Below are 14,732 nucleotides of genomic sequence, written 5' to 3' on the forward strand. Positions count from 1 at the left end.
GTTCACGTGAGCGGGGGTCCCGGTTCGGGGTTCGGTACCGGCTCGGGACCCGGCGGCACCGGGCCGGGGCTCGGCGGGGTCGGCTCGGGCCCCGGCGGCTTCGGCACCGGGGACGGCGGAGGGGTGGGCTTCGGTGCGGGGTGAGGGCCCGGATCCGGGGTCGGGTCCGGGAAGGGGTGGGGGTCCGGGAAGGGCTGCGGGCGGTCGGGGCCCGGCCCGGGCGTGGGACCCGGTTGTACCGGATCGGGGTTCGGATGCGTCATGGTGTCCTCCAGCCAGTCGATACGTCGGCCCTGGACTTGTCCCACGCGTACCCGGCCACCGCTCCCCCAGTCACCCCGTCGCGCAAGGCGTGCGGACCAGTTGGACCAGACGGACCCGGCCGGTCCACCGGTGGCGTGTCCGTCCATGGCACGTCCGGCCATGACACGTCCGCCCATGCCGCGTCTACCCGTGGCGCACCGCGTCCGCGCCGGCCGCGAGCCCCGGGCGGGGGCTGGACAGTACCGGGACCGCGGTCGTGGTCAGCCGCTGGGCCGGGGTCATCGACGCCTGGGCGAGGACGATCGCGTCGGCGTCGGTGACCGAGTCGGCGGCCGCCGCCACGCTGCGGACGTACCCGTCGATGTCGCCCGCCTCGAAACGAGCCCAGGCCCCGTCGACCAGCAGCGTACGAACCTGTACGGAACGCCCGGCGGCGCGGGCCTCCTCCTCGACGAGGGCGGCCGTCGGCCCCAAGGTGCTGTCCGACGTCGCGACGACCACCACCCGAGGGCCCGTGGCGACCGCGGCGGCGGCCATCGGACGGTCCACCCGGAGCACGGGTACCCCGGCGCCCGCCTCCTCTGCGACGGCGCCGATGGTCGAGCAGGTACACAGCACGGCACGCGCCCCGTCGGCGACCGCCCGGTCGAGCGCCGCCCGCACCTCGCCGGCCACCGCGGCCGGGCCCTCGCTCCGGGCCCGGGCCAACAGTTCCTCGTCCACCAGGTGCCACAGTTCCAGCCCCTGGTGGTCCTCGTCGCGCAGCGCGTCGAAGACGGGGATGTGCAGGGGCGAGGTGTGCAGCAGGGCGAGAGGACCCGATCGGTTCATCAGAAGCGCCCGGGGTGCGTCTTGAGCCACTCCGCCGCCGCCCCGAGCAGCTCCGGGTCGGCCGCCGGAGCCTCCTCGGGGTGGCGCGCCGCCCACTTCACGACGTACGGGCACAGGGGCGCGACCACGACGCCCTCGCGCGCGGCGATGCCGTACAGCTCACGGGCGAGGGAGCCCGCGATGCCCTTCCCCTCGTGCTCGGGTTCCACGATGGTGTGCACGGGGACGAGGGCACGCTCTGGGGCCTCAAGGACGAAGTACTCGATGTGGCCGACGACTTCGTCCCCGGCGAAGGCCTCCAGGCGGCCGCCCGCACGGTCGTCGCGGATCTCCATGTCGCTCATGGGCAACTCCTCGCGTCCTCGGGTCGTCTGTCTGCCCAGCCGCTGCCCCGGGCCCGGGGTTCAGACGGTGACCGCCTGCGGGCTGCGCTCCTGGTCCGAGCCCGGCACCGGTTCGGACGGATCGGCGCCGAGGGCCACGATCCGGTTGTCGTGGTCCACGTGCACGACCCTCGGCCGCAGTGCCCGCGCCTCGGCGTCGGAGACCTGAGCGTAACTGATGATGATCACCAGATCTCCGGGATGCACGAGATGGGCCGCCGCCCCGTTGATCCCGACGACCCCGGAACCACGCTCGCCCTCGATGACATACGTCTCCAGCCGGGCGCCGTTGGTGATGTCGACGATGTGCACGAGCTCACCCGGCAGCAGATCCGCGGCGTCGAGCAGGTCGGCGTCGATCGTGACGGATCCGACGTAGTGCAGGTCGGCCTGGGTGACGGTGGCACGGTGGATCTTGGACTTGAATACGGTACGAAGCATTCAGCACTCCCGAAATTCGCTCCCTGCCTGCTTTGTGCAGGTCAAGGGCTGTTCTTGCACCCTACAGCGGAGGGCTCTCCGGCGGACATTCATCCGCGGATTCGGGCCTCTCACTGACCGCTTGCCGAGTTCACTGACATGGCATCAGCCATGGGCTGAAGGCTGTGCACGAGTCCACTCCTCAGCCGCGGCCAATGAACGGGATCAGGGTAGGGACCAGGACACCGCCGACGCATCGAGATCTCCGTCACGTGCCCCTGATGCCCTGCGCGGGACGGCGCGCAGAGCAGTAGCGCGTGCCAACCGGGCCACGTCACTCGCCGACGGCACTGGCCGCCCGTGACCAACCGCCCTCACGGGCGCGTGCCGCTGGATTTCCCGCGTCATGGTTCGCGTCATGGTTCCGGTCATCCGCAACCGATGCGGCGCGGACATCAAGGTCAAGCCGTCAGACCTGTGGCGACCCGCGAAGCGGACGAACAGCGATCGGCGGCGGGGCGGAGTGGGGGAAGTCCGGACCATTGTCGACTGAGCACGTGTTGCCTCGGCCCCGGCCTCTCGGCGCCTTCGAGGCCCGGCATGCGAAGGGCAGGGTCATCGGCGGCGGCGCGGGGCGGACAGAACAGCGGTGAAGTCGTCCAGGGCCGCGAGGTTGTGGGCGCTGACGACGGCGTCGCAGTAGGGCAGTGCCGCAGCCATGCCGCCCACGAGCGGACGGTAGCGCGGGCTTGCCGTACGCGGGTTGACCCACACGACGCGGTAGGCGACCCGGGACAGCCGCGCCATCTGAGTGGCGAGGTCGGCGGGCGCTCCGGTGTCCCAGCCGTCGGAGATGATGGCGACCACGGCGCCGTGCGCCATGCCGCGCCGGCCGAACCGCTCGTTGAACTCCGCCAGGCAGTCGGCGATCCGGGTACCCCCGGACCAGTCCGGGGCCACCCGTCCGGCCCGTGCCAAGGCGTCGTCCGGCCCGGCCCGCCGGAGGACGGGCGTGAGGCGTGTGAGCCGGGTGGCGAAGGTGAAGACCTCGGCGTGGGCGGCACGGGCGGCACAGTAGAGCAGTTGGAGCATCGCGCGGGCATAGGGCTCCATCGATCCGGAGATGTCGCAGAGCACAATGAGGTCGCGGGGGCGGGCGCGGCGCACGAAGCGGCGTAGTCGCAGCGGGTATCCGCCGGTGCGCCGGCTGACGGAGAGGGTGCGGCGCACGTCGATGCGCGCACCGTGGTGCGCGGTGCGGCGCCGCCGGGACGGCCGGGTCGGGGTGCGCAGCACGAGGGTGCGCATCACCTCGGAGAGCCGCGCCAGTTCCTCGGCGGACAGGTCCGCGAAGTCGCGGCCCGCGAGACGGTCGAGCGGACTGGCGGCGAAAGGTACGGGAGCCTTCTGCGGCTGTGCGTCGGCATCCCGGTCTCGTCCGTCGACGGTGTCCTTCCGGGTGCCCGGGACGCGGCCCGCAACGGTGTTCGGGAGCGTTCGGGGCGGGTCGCCGGGTTGCCCGCGCGGTGCTCCGCTGTCGGCCGGGCCGCCGAAGACCTCGCGGAAGACCGCGTCGAACGGCTCGATCTGCTCCGGGTCGGACACCAGGGTGGCGAGCGCGCAGTGCCGCAGCTCGCGCGTCGTCGACGGTGCCAGCAGGGTGAGCGCCCGGGCGAAGCTCCGGGTGCGGTCGGGGCCCACCGCGATCCCCGCGTCGTGCAGGGCGGCGGTGAACGAGGCTGCCAGTTCCGGCAGGTCAGGCATCGGAGCCGGCCTCCGCGTCGATCAGCTCCGCCAGGCCGGCCCCGCGCACGGCCGCCAGGTCCTCGGCGTACTTGAGTACCGCCCCCAGGGTCCGGTCGGCGGCGTCGGCGTCGAGCACGGAGAGCCCCAACGTGTGCAGCGCGCCCGCCCAGTCGATCGCCTCGGCGATGCCGGGTGGCTTGGTGAGTCCCTGCCGAGCGCGCAGGCGTGCCACCCCGATCGCCACGCGCGCGGCCAGCCACTCGGCCGCCTCCGGCACCCGCCTGCGGATGATCGCGGCGACCCGTGCGGTGTCCGGGTAGTCGATCCAGTGATACAGGCAGCGGCGTTTGAGCGCGTCGTGCAGATCCCGGGTGCGGTTGGACGTCAGTACGGCCACCGGCGGTACCGCGGCCGTCCGGGTGCCTAGTTCGGGGATGGTGACCGCGGCGTCTGCGAGCAGTTCCAGCAGGAACGCCTCGAACTCGTCGTCGGCGCGGTCCACTTCGTCGATGAGCAGCACCGCCGGCCGCGGTCCCGGGTGGCAGATCGCGGCGAGCAGCGGCCGTGGCAGCAGGTAGTCCTCGGCGAACAGGTCGGCGTCCCGGAGGGGCTCCCCGCGGGACTCGGCCAGTCGGATGGCCAGCAGTTGCCGTGGATAGTTCCACTCGTAGAGGGCTTCGGCCGAGGACAGTCCCTCGTAGCACTGCAGCCGGATGAGCGGCGTGTCGAGCACGGCGGCGAGGGCACGGGCCGCCTCGGTCTTGCCGACGCCGGGCTCGCCCTCCAGCAGGATCGGCTGCCGCATGCGCACGGCCAGCAGCAGCGCCGTGGCCAGGGCGTCGTCGGCCAGGTAGCCGACCGTGTCCAGACGCGAGCGCAGGGCGGGGACATCGGGTACGAGGGGGTCGAGGTCAGGCATGCGCGTACCGGGAAGGGTCGTCGGCGAAGGCGTGCTGGCACCCCGGGCCGCAGAAGTACACCCTGCTGCCGGCCCGGTCCAGTGAGAGGCTGGCGGGCGTGATCACCACGGTCATGCCGCACACGGGATCCACGCCCTCGGCCACGGCCTGCGGTGCGGCGGAGTCGGCGCCGGGGCGCGCGGCCCGGGCCGCCTGCGGCCGCAAGGCAATGATCTCGGCGTACACCGACAGCGCGATCTCCGCCGGGGTCCGTGCGCCGATGTCCAGGCCGGCCGGGGTGTGGACGCGCGCGCGTTGTTCCTCGGTGAGCCGCAGCCCGGTGAGCACCGCCGCGCCGCGCTTCGGACTGGCCACCAGCCCGATGTACGGAATCCCGGCGCGTGCGGCCTCGATCAGTACGGTCTCCTCGTCGCGGCCGTGGGTGGCGATGACGACGACGTCCAGATCGGGCGGCAGCGGCTCCCCGGGCGAGGCCGGCCGGGCGTCGAGGCCGAGCACACGACCGACGTCGAGCAGAGCGCGGGCGATGGGGGCGTGTCCGTAGACGTACCCCAGCGCCGGCGGGAGGTTGGCCTCCAGGAAGATGTCCAGCGTCCCGCCCGACAGGCAGGGATTGGCCACCGTGACCAGGCCTTCGCCCGGCTCCTGCGCGCCTTCGGCCCCGCTGTCCGCGGCGGGCGTGATCCTCAGCAGCAGCGATTCGCCGGTCGCCAGCACCCGCAGGCCCTGCAGTTGCACCGTCGTCTCGGCGCATGTGCCGCCCACGAAACCCTCGACGGTGCCGTCAGGCAGCACCAACGCGCTGTCCCCGGGCTTGGCACTCGTCGGCCGTTCCGCGTGGACGACAGTGGCCAGGACGAACGGGGTCCGGCCGTGCCGGAGCACGTCCGCGCGGGTCAGCAGTTCGGTGTTCGTCATCGCGGGGGCCTCAGGTGATCGCCAGGTCGGTGCGCAGCGGCCGGCCCTGGGCGGCCCGCCACACCGCAGCGGGCGTCAGCGGCATGTCGACATGGCGTACGCCGAGCGGCTTCAGCGCGTCGACCACGGCGTTGACCACCGCGGCGGGCGAGCCCACCGTGGCGGACTCGCCGACGCCCTTGGCTCCGATGGGGTGATGCGGAGAGGGGGTGACGGTCTCGCCGAGCTCCCAGGACGGGCACTCGACCGAGGTGGGCAAGAGATAGTCCATGAACGACCCGCCGAGGCAGTTGCCGTCCTCGTCGAAGGCGATCACCTGCATCAGCGCCATGCCGACGCCGTCGGCGAGTCCGCCGTGCACCTGCCCTTCGACGATCATGGGGTTGATCCGGTTGCCGCAGTCGTCCACGGCGATGAACCGGCGGACCTTCACCTGGCCGGTGTCCGCGTCCACATCGGTGACGCATATGTATGCGCCGAAGGGGAAGGTGAGGTTCGGCGGGTTGTAGACACAGGTCGCGTCCAAGTGGCCCTCGACGCCCTCCGGGAGTTCCAGGGTGGAGTGCGCGGCGAGCGCGATCTCGGTCATGGTCCTGCCCTGGTCGGGGTCGCCCGTGACGAACCAGCGGCCCTTCTCCCATTCCAGGTCGTCCGGGCTCACTTCGAGCATCGCGGAGGCGACGATCTTCGCGCGTTCGCGCACCTTGCGGGCGACCATCGCGGTTGCTGCTCCGGACACCGGTGTCGAGCGGGATCCGTAGGTTCCGAGCCCGAACGGGGTCTGGTCGGTGTCGCCGTGCACCACCTCGACGTCGTCGGGCGGGATGCCCAGTTCCTCGGCGACGATCTGCGCGAAGGTCGTCTCGTGGCCCTGCCCCTGGGTCTGTACGGAGATCCGCAGGACGGCCTTGCCGGTCGGGTGAACGCGCAGTTCGGCGCCGTCGGCCATGCCCAGTCCGAGGATGTCCATGTGCTTGCGCGGGCCCGCGCCGACGGCCTCGGTGAAGAAGCTGACCCCGATGCCCATCAGCTCGCCGCGCTCGCGTTTTTCTGCCTGCTCCCGGCGCAGGTCCTCGTAGTGCGCGATGTCCATGGCCAGCCGCAGGGCGCGGGGGTAGTCGCCGGAGTCGTACTCCCACCCCGTCAGCGTCTTGTACGGGAACTGCTCGGGCCGCAGCAGGTTGCGCATCCGCAGCTCGGCCGGGTCCGTGCCGAGCCTGTCCGCGAGCAAGTCGACCATCCGCTCGACCAGGTACACGGCCTCGGTGACGCGGAACGAGCAGGCGTAGGCGACGCCGCCGGGGGCCTTGTCGGTGTAGACGCCGGTCACGGTGCAGTGTGCGGCGGCCAGGTCGTACGAGCCGGTGAAGACGCCGAAGAAGCCGGCGGGGAACTGCGTCGGCTGCGCGGTGGCGTTGAACGCGCCGTGATCGGCGATCACCTGGACGCGCAGGCCCAGGATCTTCCCCTCCTTCGTCGCCGCGATCTCGCCGTGCATGTGGTAGTCGCGGGCGAAGGAGGTGCTCATCAGGTTCTCCGAGCGGTCCTCCACCCATTTCACCGGCTTGCCGGTGACGATCGATCCGACGACCGCGCACACGTAACCGGGGTAGATGCCGACCTTGTTGCCGAAGCCGCCCCCGATGTCCGGGGAGATGATCCGGATCTTGTGCTCCGGGATGCCGGCCACCATCGCGTAGATCGTGCGGTGGGCGTGCGGGGCCTGGGTGGTGGACCACACGGTCAGCTTCCCGGTGATGGCGTCCATGTCCGCCACGGTGCCGCAGGTCTCCAGCGGCGCCGGGTGCACCCGCGGGTACAGCATGTCCTGCTTCACCACGACGTCGGCGGCCGCGAAGACCTCGTCGGTGCACTCCTTGTCGCCCGCCGACCAGTCGAAGATGTGGTTGTCGGTCTGATGGTCCTTGTCGTCGCGGATCACCGGCGCGTCCGGGTCGAGCGCCCGGCGGGCATCGACTACTGGCGGGAGCGGTTCGTACTCCACGTCGATCAGCTCGAGGGCGTCCCGGGCGGCGTAGCGGTCCTCGGCGACGACGAAGGCGACCTCCTGGCCCTGGAAGCGCACCTTGTCGGTGGCGAGCACCGCCTGGGTGTCGTACGAGAGTGTGGGCATCCAGGCCAGCCCGAGTCCGGCCAGCGTCTCCCCGGTGATCACGGCCTTGACCTTCGGGTGCGCGTCGGCGGCGCTGGTGTCGACGGACACGATCCTGGCGTGCGCCAGCGGGCTGCGCAGGATGGCGCCGTACAGCATCCCGGGCAGCCGGACGTCGTCGACGTAGGTCCCGTGGCCGCGGACGAACCGCGCGTCCTCCTTGCGGGGCATCCGTCCGAAACCGACCGGCCGTTCCTCGGTGGTCGTCATGCCCGCACCTCCTCGCGGCCGGGCGCCGACTCGGTGGCCGCGTCTGCGTCCGCAGTCTGCGCCCCGCCGCCGTGCTCGGCAGCCCAGCGGATGGAGCGCACGATGTTCTCGTAACCGGTGCAGCGGCACATCTGTCCGGAGATGGCCTCGCGGATGTCCTCCTCCGACGGATCCGCGTTGTGGTCGAGCAGCCAGCGGGCGGTCATCATCATTCCCGGCGTGCAGAAACCGCACTGCAGCCCGTGGCAGGCGACGAATCCCTGCTGTACCGGGTCGAGTTCGGCCCCGTGCGCCAAGCCTTCTACGGTCCCCACCTCATGGCCGTCGGCCATCACGGCGAGCACGGTGCAGGACTTGACCGGCGTCCCGTCCAGCCAGACGGTGCACACCCCGCAGTTGGAGGTGTCGCAGCCCCAGTGGGTGCCGGTGAGTCCGAGTTCGTCGCGCAGGAAGTGAACGAGCAGCAGTCTGGGTTCCACGTCCCTCGTGTGCTGCTCGCCGTTCACGGTCACGGTGATCCGCATGTCACGCCTCCTGCCCCTGGGCACGTGCGGCGGCGGCGCGCAGCGCCCGCGTGGTGAGCACCCCGACCAGATGCCGCTTGTAGTCGACCGGGCCGCGCTGGTCGGCCGTCGGCCTGCACTCCCGCGAGGCGATCCGGCCCGCCTCGGCGAAGACCTCGTCGTCCGGCCGTCCACCGCGCAGGAAGTCCTCGGCCTGCTCGGCCACGAACCGTGGGGCACCCACCGCGGTCAGCCCGATCCCGGCCTCGGTGATGACCCCGTCGGAGATCTCCAGCACCGCTCCCGCGGCGACGACCGCCCAGTCGCCGACCCGGCGCTCGACCTTGCGGTAGGCGCTGGCGTGTGAACGGATGGGCACGCGGATCTCCACCAGAAGCTCCGCTTCGTTCAGCGCGGTCTCGTACGGCCCGCGGAAGAACTCCCTGATCCCGATGGTGCGCCTGCCGCCGGGGCCTTGGGCGACAAGGGTCGCCCGCAGTGCCGAGAACGCCGCGGACAGGTCCTCCGAGGGATCGGCCTGGCACAGCGAGCCGCCCACGGTACCGCGGTTGCGTACGAGCGGATCGGCGATGACTCGTTCCGCGTCCCGCAGGATGGGGAAGTGCTCGCCGACGACCGGCGAGGCGAGCAGCTCCGCGTGGCGGACCATCGTTCCGACGGAAAGGTCGTGCCCGTCCACCCGGATCAACGCCAGCTCGCCGAGGCCGTTGATGTCGATCAGGGCTTCGGGCTGGGCCAGCCGCAGCTTCATCATCGGCAGCAGGCTGTGTCCGCCCGCCACCACGCGGGCCTCGGGGCCATACCGTGTGAGCAGCTCGATCGCCTGCTCGAGGCTGGTGGCCGTCTCGTACTGGAAGGCAGCTGGAACCTGCATCGGGCCCTCCTGGAACGCTGTTCCCAGTGTTCATTCATGCTGCGCTCGTCCGCACCGATCACGCAATGGATGGATAAACATTCACTTATCTACCCAAACGCGAGAAAATGGGATGGCGGCGGTCACACGGCTGGGCTCCTTCGTGCTGGTTGCCCGGCTCGGTTCGGTGAGCGCCGCGGCGCGGACTCTGGACGTGAGCGAGTCCGGGGTGACGCAGACGCGTACCTGCTCGTCGCCGTCACTGCCGGCGGCCATCGGGCGGTCGGACGCCGGGTCTGTGACTACGCGAGACTCCTCGGCGTGGTCGCTCCGGGCGCCGAACTCCTGTCCCGAGACCAGGTCCCACGCCCGGACGGTTCCGTGGGAGTGACCGGTGACAGCGACGGGACGGCCCTCCAGCGTCGCCGTCGCCAGAGCGGACACGGTGCCGGTGTGAATGGTCAAGAGCTCACCGCGCCGGGTGAGGGCGGCCAGATCCCACACCCGCACCACGCCGTCGGTGCTGCCGCCGACCACGACCGGCCGGCCCTCGACCAGTCCGGTGGCGAGCGATGTGACCCAGGAGTCGTCGTTGGCGCGGAACGCACCGACCAGTTCTCCCTCAGCGAGGTCCCACACCCGGACCGTCCCCTCGGAGCCGCTGGTCACAGCAACGGAACGGCCGTCCGGCACCGCCGTCGTCAGAGCACGCACCGCGCCGGTGTGCTCGGTCACGGCCTTGCCGAGCTTCCTGCCCGTTGCCAGATCCCACCAGTGCAGCGTGCCGTCCTCGCAGCCGGCGACAGCGAGTCCACGGTCCTCCACGACCACAGTCGCCACCACACCCACCCCGGCCGGCGCAGGCAACGCATACCGCAGCCGGGAGTCCAGGCCGGTACCGGTCGCCCACTGCACGGCCCAGGGGTTGTCGGTCTCCTGGCAGCCTGCTACCTCGGCGATGTCTCTCGCCAACTCCCGGTCTCCATACCGGGCGGCGTCCAGCGCCAGTACCTGCCGCCGTACCCCCGCACCGGCGTCACGGTGCACATGCCCTGACGCCCGGTACACGGCAGCCGCCAACACCTCCTCTGGCCCGGCAGCGCCGTCCAACGCCGCCAGGACCTGCTCCGGGTCGCCCTTCACCAGCCACCCCGGATCGGTCAACCGCCCACCCACCGCCGCGAATTCACGGGCCTGACCATCGCTTTGAGGATCACCAGACAAGACCGGAACCGTAACCGCCCCACCCGCCTCGCGGCACGCACCAGAGCAAATTCCCGTAGCAACATACGTACTTCCACGCACCCCCACCAGCCGGGCCCGATGCCCGGGCGGTGGCCAACACTGGGATGCGCCGAGCACCGCGGGGCGAGGTCACGCCCGTGCCCCGGTTGGCGTGGGACGGGCCAGGAACCAGTGGCCGTAACAGTCACGCCGAGTGTGCGCACCGACCCCGGAGCGCGGCTTTTCAGCTGACGAGGTCGACAACGGCAAGGCCGTCGGTGCATCCGACGACCAGATTCGACCCGACACCGGCCAGGGCCTTGATCGGTCGCTCCAGGAGACGGGAGCCCACCCATTGGCAGGTCAGGGGATCCCACAGCTCGATCGCGCCCCGCCTGGTGACGGCCAGTAGGGGGTGCCCGCCGGACGCAGCGATCACGGCCATCGGGCCGCCCGTGAGTTCGCCCACGAGTTGACGGCTGCCGGCATCCCAGACTCGGATCGAGCCGTCGAAGTCTCGAACTGCCAGGAGAGTCCGGTCGTCCGCCAAGGGCATGGCCGCGAGGTGCTCCACGTGCCGGTGGTTTTCGAAGGGGGCGCCGACCGGTAGACCCGTGGCCGGGTCCCACAGCCGGACCGCCTTCCCGCCGCCCCGGGCGGGGGTGGCTTCGCTGCTTGCCAGGAGAGTGCGTCCGTCCGGCATCGGAACGCAGCCCAGTACGAGCGGTGGTCGGTCGGGCCGGTTGAAAACATCACTCGCGGTTTCACAGGTCTCGGGGTCACGAAGACGGATGATGCCCGAGTGACTACCAGTGGCTATGAGTACCCGTCCGTCGGGCGTCGTGATCGGCACCATGGTGACGATCGCGCTGGTGCGGCCGGGCGGCAACAAACCGACCAGCCCGCCCGTCGCCAGGTCCCATGACTGGAGGGCGCCGCTCCTGCGGCCGGTGACGAGGACGGTGCGCCCGTCCGGCAGGGGCGCGGCCGCCATCGCCGTCAGGACATCCGTATCGCCGGTGTGCAGCTGCCCGGCGGCTTCGCCGGTGCGCAGGTCCCACAACCAGACAGTGATGTCGCTGCGGGTGGCGAGCAGCGTTCGCCCGCCGGGGACCGTCACAGGTGCCACAAGGCCGCCCCAGCCGACTTCCTCCGGCTCGGTCGGTGGCTCCACTGTGGTGGGGTCCCACAACCAGACCGCACCACTGGGTACTTCTCCCGCGAGCAGTGTGGGGCCGTCCGGCAACGGAACCGCTGCCACTGCGGCGGGGACACCGTTCGTCCCCAGGTCACCGATTCGGCGCCCGGATGCCGGGTCCCACAGTCCCGACCCGATCGCCAGCAGTGTCGTCCCGTCGGCCATAGGGACGGGGTGCAGACCGGGACCGGTGATGGGCCCGCCGACCGGAGCACCGGTTGCCACGTCCCACAGCCGCACCGTCTCGTGGTCGTCGTCATTGAAGGACAAGGCCAGCACGCTGCGTCCGTCGGGCAGCGGCACCGCCGCCAGTCCGCTCGGCCAGCCCTCGTCCTCGTGCGGGCACAGCAGTGTCTGAACCAGCTCGCCCGTCACCGGGTCCCACAGGCACACCACGGCGCCTTCCCCGTGACCATGGGCGGTGGCCAGCAGCGTACGGCCGTCGGCGAGCGTCACCGCCGTCATCGCGCTCGGGTCGTCCACACCCGCGGGGGCGCTCAGCGGACCGACAGCCCGCTCGGCTGTGGCCGCGTCCCACAGCCACACGTCTTCCTCGTCGTGGGGGGTGATGGCCAGCAGGTTCCGCCCGTCCGGCGTGGGTACGGCGACCAGATTCGACGCACATTCCGGGCCTGGCAGCGGCCCGCCGACCTGCTCGCCGGTGACCGTGTCCCACAGGTACACCACATGCCCGTCGTCGTCCTCGTCGTAGTGCGCCGTGGCAAGCCGGGTGTGCCCGCCGGCGAACGGCAGGGCCACCATCGCGATGACGAGCCCACCCTGTTTCGAGTTCTCCCGCAGGGGGCCACCCACCTGCTCGCCGGTCACCAAGTCCCACAGCCGCACCACGTCGTCTTCTTCGTCGTCACCCGACGCGGCCAGCAGGACGCGGCCGTCCCCGACGGGCACGACGACCGCCACACCCAGACCGTCCCTGAACCCACGCAACGTCGCCGAAGGCCGCACCCGACCCGCCGGCCTTTCCCACACCAGGTTGAGTTCTCGTGGGCCGTAATCCTGAAGAGCATCAGACATGACCGGTACGGTAACCGCCCCACCGGCTCAATCCGCGCCCACTGCGCGTCAGTCAACGGCACACCCGACCAACGATCCGACGATCTTGACGAATCGGCCCAGCCACGGACCTCGCCACCGACGTCCGGCACGGGGGGGGCGCCCATTGATGTCGGCCACCGGGTCGGCCGGCAACCGGCGCGGAAGATACGTAACCGATTTACGTAGATCCACGGTTGTCACGTGTGGAGGCGGCTCGGAGGCTCGTCCTCATGACTCCACTCACCCCCGCGTCGGCCGAGGTCGCCGACCTGGCCGCCCGCCATCGGCTGGGGGCGCTCCAGGGCGTGTTCGCGCCGAAGCGCCTGCGTCGGGTGGCGTTCGCCGCCCATGTCTTCAACTGCCTCATGCTCATGTCGCTCTTCCTGGTCCCCGGACTGCTGTACTACTGGTTCTTCATGCGCCGCTTCCCCGATTTCAGCCGGAAGCGGGCCGCCCAGCGGCTGCACCTGTTCGACGAGGGGCTGGTCGTGCACCCGCCGTCCGGCGGCGACCCGGTGGCCCTGCGCTGGGACTCCCTGCGCCTCCAGCAGGAGATCATCCAGCTGGTCATCAACGGACTCCCCGCACCGACCAGATACGTCTACTCGGCAAGCGCCCCTGGCCAGGGGGCGGTGCGGATCACAGAGTTCTACGAGGATCCCGACGTCTGGGGTCCCCAGATGCAGGACGCGGTAGTACGCGCGCAGGGACCGGCCGTGCTGGAGACGCTTCGCGAGGGCGGCACGGTCCCGTTCGGAGCGCTCTCGCTCTCCCGCACGGCCGTGTACGCCCGTGGGAAGGGCAACCTGCCCTGGCCGGAGGTCAGGGAGGTCCGTGCCGCGGGCGGCCTGGTCCGCGTCATGACCACCGACTCCTCGGGCGACCCCGTCCGCTGGTCCCACCACCTGGCCAAGGACATCACGAACCTGCACCTGTTCCTGGCGGTCGCCCACAACCTGCACGAGCAGTCCGCCGCCTGACGCTCCAGCGGAACTTCTGGATTTTTTTGCTGGTCAACGGCCTGGCGTTGGGAGTGCACCGACGGTCTGGCACGGGTGGGATGGTCTTGCTTCGGCCGTCCAGCGAACGTGCGCCTCGCAGCTCGGGCGAGCGCTGACAGGGCCGCCAGGGGCGACGCTGATGCCTGGCAGCGCCTTGCTGGAGGCGCTGATCGTCGTCGGCCGAGGCAAGCCGGCGGTACCCGTCCCGTTCCCTACGTAGAGGATTCCGTGTTTCCCCAGATGGATCCGGGACTGCGCTTTGCGATGGTGATGACGCCGTTGGTCGCGGGCGGGACGGCGCTGAAGGGAGAGAACATGGGGTTGTCCCAAGGGCGGCGAGCTGCCCAGGACGTCGTGAGGCTTACGGGCAGAGGCATTCGTTCAGCGAGATGGGGTATGGGCGCGCTGCTCGTCCTTGGCTCACTGGTCGGGTGTGGCAGCGGCGACGGGAAGGCATCCGCCCACGCCGGAGCCACGCCGGCGGCGGATGCCCGACCGACGAACGGGCCGGGCGACTACCGTCCGCCGACGGACCTCTGCCCGAAGGTCGACTTCGGCCCGCTGACTGCCGCCGTCGCGCCGACGGCCGGTCCGACGAAGGGGGAGCGGACCGGCTCCGATCCGGCGACCGCCAGCGGCGCCGCCTGCCTGCAGGGCTTCAGGACGGCCGGCACGAAGGTGGATGGCCGTTCGATCGTCTACTGCACCGCATGGAAGGACGTCGCCGCCGCGATCAAGCAGTACACGTACCGGCTGTCCTCGGCACCGCAGGAGGCCAGAGGCCCGGTGGTGCGGGAGCCGGGTCTTGGCCGGGGGGCCTTCCGCTACGAGAACGTCAAGGAGGCCGCACCGTTCCGTAACGACCTTCGGCTACTGGTTCGGGACAGCAACCTGGAGTGCGAGGTCCAGGTGCAGAGCCTTGCACCCCTGACGGATCAACAGGTCACGGCGGCCTGGCCGGCCATGGCCGAGACCGTCCGGGCACTGCTGCCCGAGCTGCGTTCCTGACCG

General features: G+C 71.1%; 14 protein-coding genes. 3 read left to right on the forward strand and 11 right to left on the reverse strand.

Annotation, left to right across the window (positions count from 1 at the left end; translation table 11 throughout):
• Positions 1-6 precede the first annotated feature (6 nt).
• Positions 7-144 carry a hypothetical protein gene (locus tag SMIR_RS00055; RefSeq protein ID WP_212726267.1) on the forward strand — a complete coding sequence of 46 codons (138 nt, stop codon included), beginning with the start codon at positions 7-9 and terminating at the stop codon, positions 142-144.
• A gap of 303 nt (positions 145-447) precedes the next feature.
• Here the strand turns inward: SMIR_RS00055 and SMIR_RS00060 are convergent, their stop codons facing one another.
• The 11 genes from SMIR_RS00060 to SMIR_RS00110 all read right to left on the reverse strand — a co-directional run bounded on the left by SMIR_RS00060 (position 448) and on the right by SMIR_RS00110 (position 12,699).
• Complete coding sequence (locus SMIR_RS00060; RefSeq protein ID WP_212726268.1) at positions 448-1,095, reverse strand: aspartate/glutamate racemase family protein; 648 nt, start codon at positions 1,093-1,095, stop codon at positions 448-450.
• Positions 1,095-1,439 carry a GNAT family N-acetyltransferase gene (locus tag SMIR_RS00065; protein WP_168498461.1) on the reverse strand — a complete coding sequence of 115 codons (345 nt, stop codon included), beginning with the start codon at positions 1,437-1,439 and terminating at the stop codon, positions 1,095-1,097. The genes SMIR_RS00060 and SMIR_RS00065 overlap by 1 nt, the downstream gene beginning before the upstream one ends.
• 60 nt (positions 1,440-1,499) lie before the next feature.
• The gene (gene panD, locus SMIR_RS00070; protein ID WP_075030252.1) at positions 1,500-1,919 is read right to left on the reverse strand and encodes an aspartate 1-decarboxylase; all 420 of its coding nucleotides are present in this window, start codon (positions 1,917-1,919) and stop codon (positions 1,500-1,502) included.
• A gap of 594 nt (positions 1,920-2,513) precedes the next feature.
• On the reverse strand, positions 2,514-3,662 hold the full coding sequence (locus SMIR_RS00075) for a vWA domain-containing protein (protein ID WP_212726269.1): 1,149 nt from the start codon (positions 3,660-3,662) through the stop codon (positions 2,514-2,516).
• Positions 3,655-4,563 carry an AAA family ATPase gene (locus SMIR_RS00080; RefSeq protein WP_212726270.1) on the reverse strand — a complete coding sequence of 303 codons (909 nt, stop codon included), beginning with the start codon at positions 4,561-4,563 and terminating at the stop codon, positions 3,655-3,657. The genes SMIR_RS00075 and SMIR_RS00080 overlap by 8 nt, the downstream gene beginning before the upstream one ends.
• Positions 4,556-5,482, reverse strand: coding sequence for an XdhC family protein (locus tag SMIR_RS00085; protein ID WP_212726271.1), 927 nt, complete (start codon positions 5,480-5,482; stop codon positions 4,556-4,558). The genes SMIR_RS00080 and SMIR_RS00085 overlap by 8 nt, the downstream gene beginning before the upstream one ends.
• 10 nt (positions 5,483-5,492) lie before the next feature.
• On the reverse strand, positions 5,493-7,865 hold the full coding sequence (locus SMIR_RS00090) for an aerobic carbon-monoxide dehydrogenase large subunit (RefSeq protein WP_168498451.1): 2,373 nt from the start codon (positions 7,863-7,865) through the stop codon (positions 5,493-5,495).
• Positions 7,862-8,389, reverse strand: coding sequence for a (2Fe-2S)-binding protein (locus SMIR_RS00095; protein WP_168498449.1), 528 nt, complete (start codon positions 8,387-8,389; stop codon positions 7,862-7,864). The genes SMIR_RS00090 and SMIR_RS00095 overlap by 4 nt, the downstream gene beginning before the upstream one ends.
• Before the next feature lies 1 nt (position 8,390).
• Positions 8,391-9,263 (reverse strand): FAD binding domain-containing protein, encoded by an 873-nt coding sequence (locus SMIR_RS00100; RefSeq protein ID WP_168498447.1) that lies wholly within the window; start codon positions 9,261-9,263, stop codon positions 8,391-8,393.
• Positions 9,264-9,344: 81 nt separating this feature from the next.
• A complete protein-coding gene (locus tag SMIR_RS00105; RefSeq protein ID WP_168498444.1) occupies positions 9,345-10,406 on the reverse strand; it encodes a WD40 repeat domain-containing protein in 1,062 nt (353 codons plus the stop codon).
• Between the two features lie 304 nt (positions 10,407-10,710).
• Positions 10,711-12,699, reverse strand: coding sequence for a WD40 repeat domain-containing protein (locus tag SMIR_RS00110; RefSeq protein ID WP_212726272.1), 1,989 nt, complete (start codon positions 12,697-12,699; stop codon positions 10,711-10,713).
• Positions 12,700-12,950: 251 nt separating this feature from the next.
• Here SMIR_RS00110 and SMIR_RS00115 point away from each other — a divergent pair, with 251 nt between their 5' ends.
• Together SMIR_RS00115 and SMIR_RS00120 are read left to right on the forward strand one after the other, a co-directional pair.
• A complete protein-coding gene (locus SMIR_RS00115; RefSeq protein ID WP_168498440.1) occupies positions 12,951-13,700 on the forward strand; it encodes a DUF6585 family protein in 750 nt (249 codons plus the stop codon).
• Between the two features lie 417 nt (positions 13,701-14,117).
• Positions 14,118-14,729, forward strand: coding sequence for a hypothetical protein (locus SMIR_RS00120; protein ID WP_168498438.1), 612 nt, complete (start codon positions 14,118-14,120; stop codon positions 14,727-14,729).
• Positions 14,730-14,732: the final 3 nt, after the last annotated feature.

The sequence above is a fragment of the Streptomyces mirabilis genome (assembly GCF_018310535.1).
Classification (GTDB): domain Bacteria; phylum Actinomycetota; class Actinomycetes; order Streptomycetales; family Streptomycetaceae; genus Streptomyces.

Coding starts and splice junctions, on each gene's coding strand:
- SMIR_RS00060 (WP_212726268.1), bottom strand. CDS start 1,095: ATGAACCGATCGGGTCCTCTCGCCCTGCTGCACACCTCGCCCCTGCAC.
- SMIR_RS00065 (WP_168498461.1), bottom strand. CDS start 1,439: ATGAGCGACATGGAGATCCGCGACGACCGTGCGGGCGGCCGCCTGGAG.
- panD (WP_075030252.1), bottom strand. CDS start 1,919: ATGCTTCGTACCGTATTCAAGTCCAAGATCCACCGTGCCACCGTCACC.
- SMIR_RS00075 (WP_212726269.1), bottom strand. CDS start 3,662: ATGCCTGACCTGCCGGAACTGGCAGCCTCGTTCACCGCCGCCCTGCAC.
- SMIR_RS00080 (WP_212726270.1), bottom strand. CDS start 4,563: ATGCCTGACCTCGACCCCCTCGTACCCGATGTCCCCGCCCTGCGCTCG.
- SMIR_RS00085 (WP_212726271.1), bottom strand. CDS start 5,482: ATGACGAACACCGAACTGCTGACCCGCGCGGACGTGCTCCGGCACGGC.
- SMIR_RS00090 (WP_168498451.1), bottom strand. CDS start 7,865: ATGACGACCACCGAGGAACGGCCGGTCGGTTTCGGACGGATGCCCCGC.
- SMIR_RS00095 (WP_168498449.1), bottom strand. CDS start 8,389: ATGCGGATCACCGTGACCGTGAACGGCGAGCAGCACACGAGGGACGTG.
- SMIR_RS00100 (WP_168498447.1), bottom strand. CDS start 9,263: ATGCAGGTTCCAGCTGCCTTCCAGTACGAGACGGCCACCAGCCTCGAG.
- SMIR_RS00110 (WP_212726272.1), bottom strand. CDS start 12,699: ATGTCTGATGCTCTTCAGGATTACGGCCCACGAGAACTCAACCTGGTG.
- SMIR_RS00115 (WP_168498440.1), top strand. CDS start 12,951: ATGACTCCACTCACCCCCGCGTCGGCCGAGGTCGCCGACCTGGCCGCC.
- SMIR_RS00120 (WP_168498438.1), top strand. CDS start 14,118: ATGGGCGCGCTGCTCGTCCTTGGCTCACTGGTCGGGTGTGGCAGCGGC.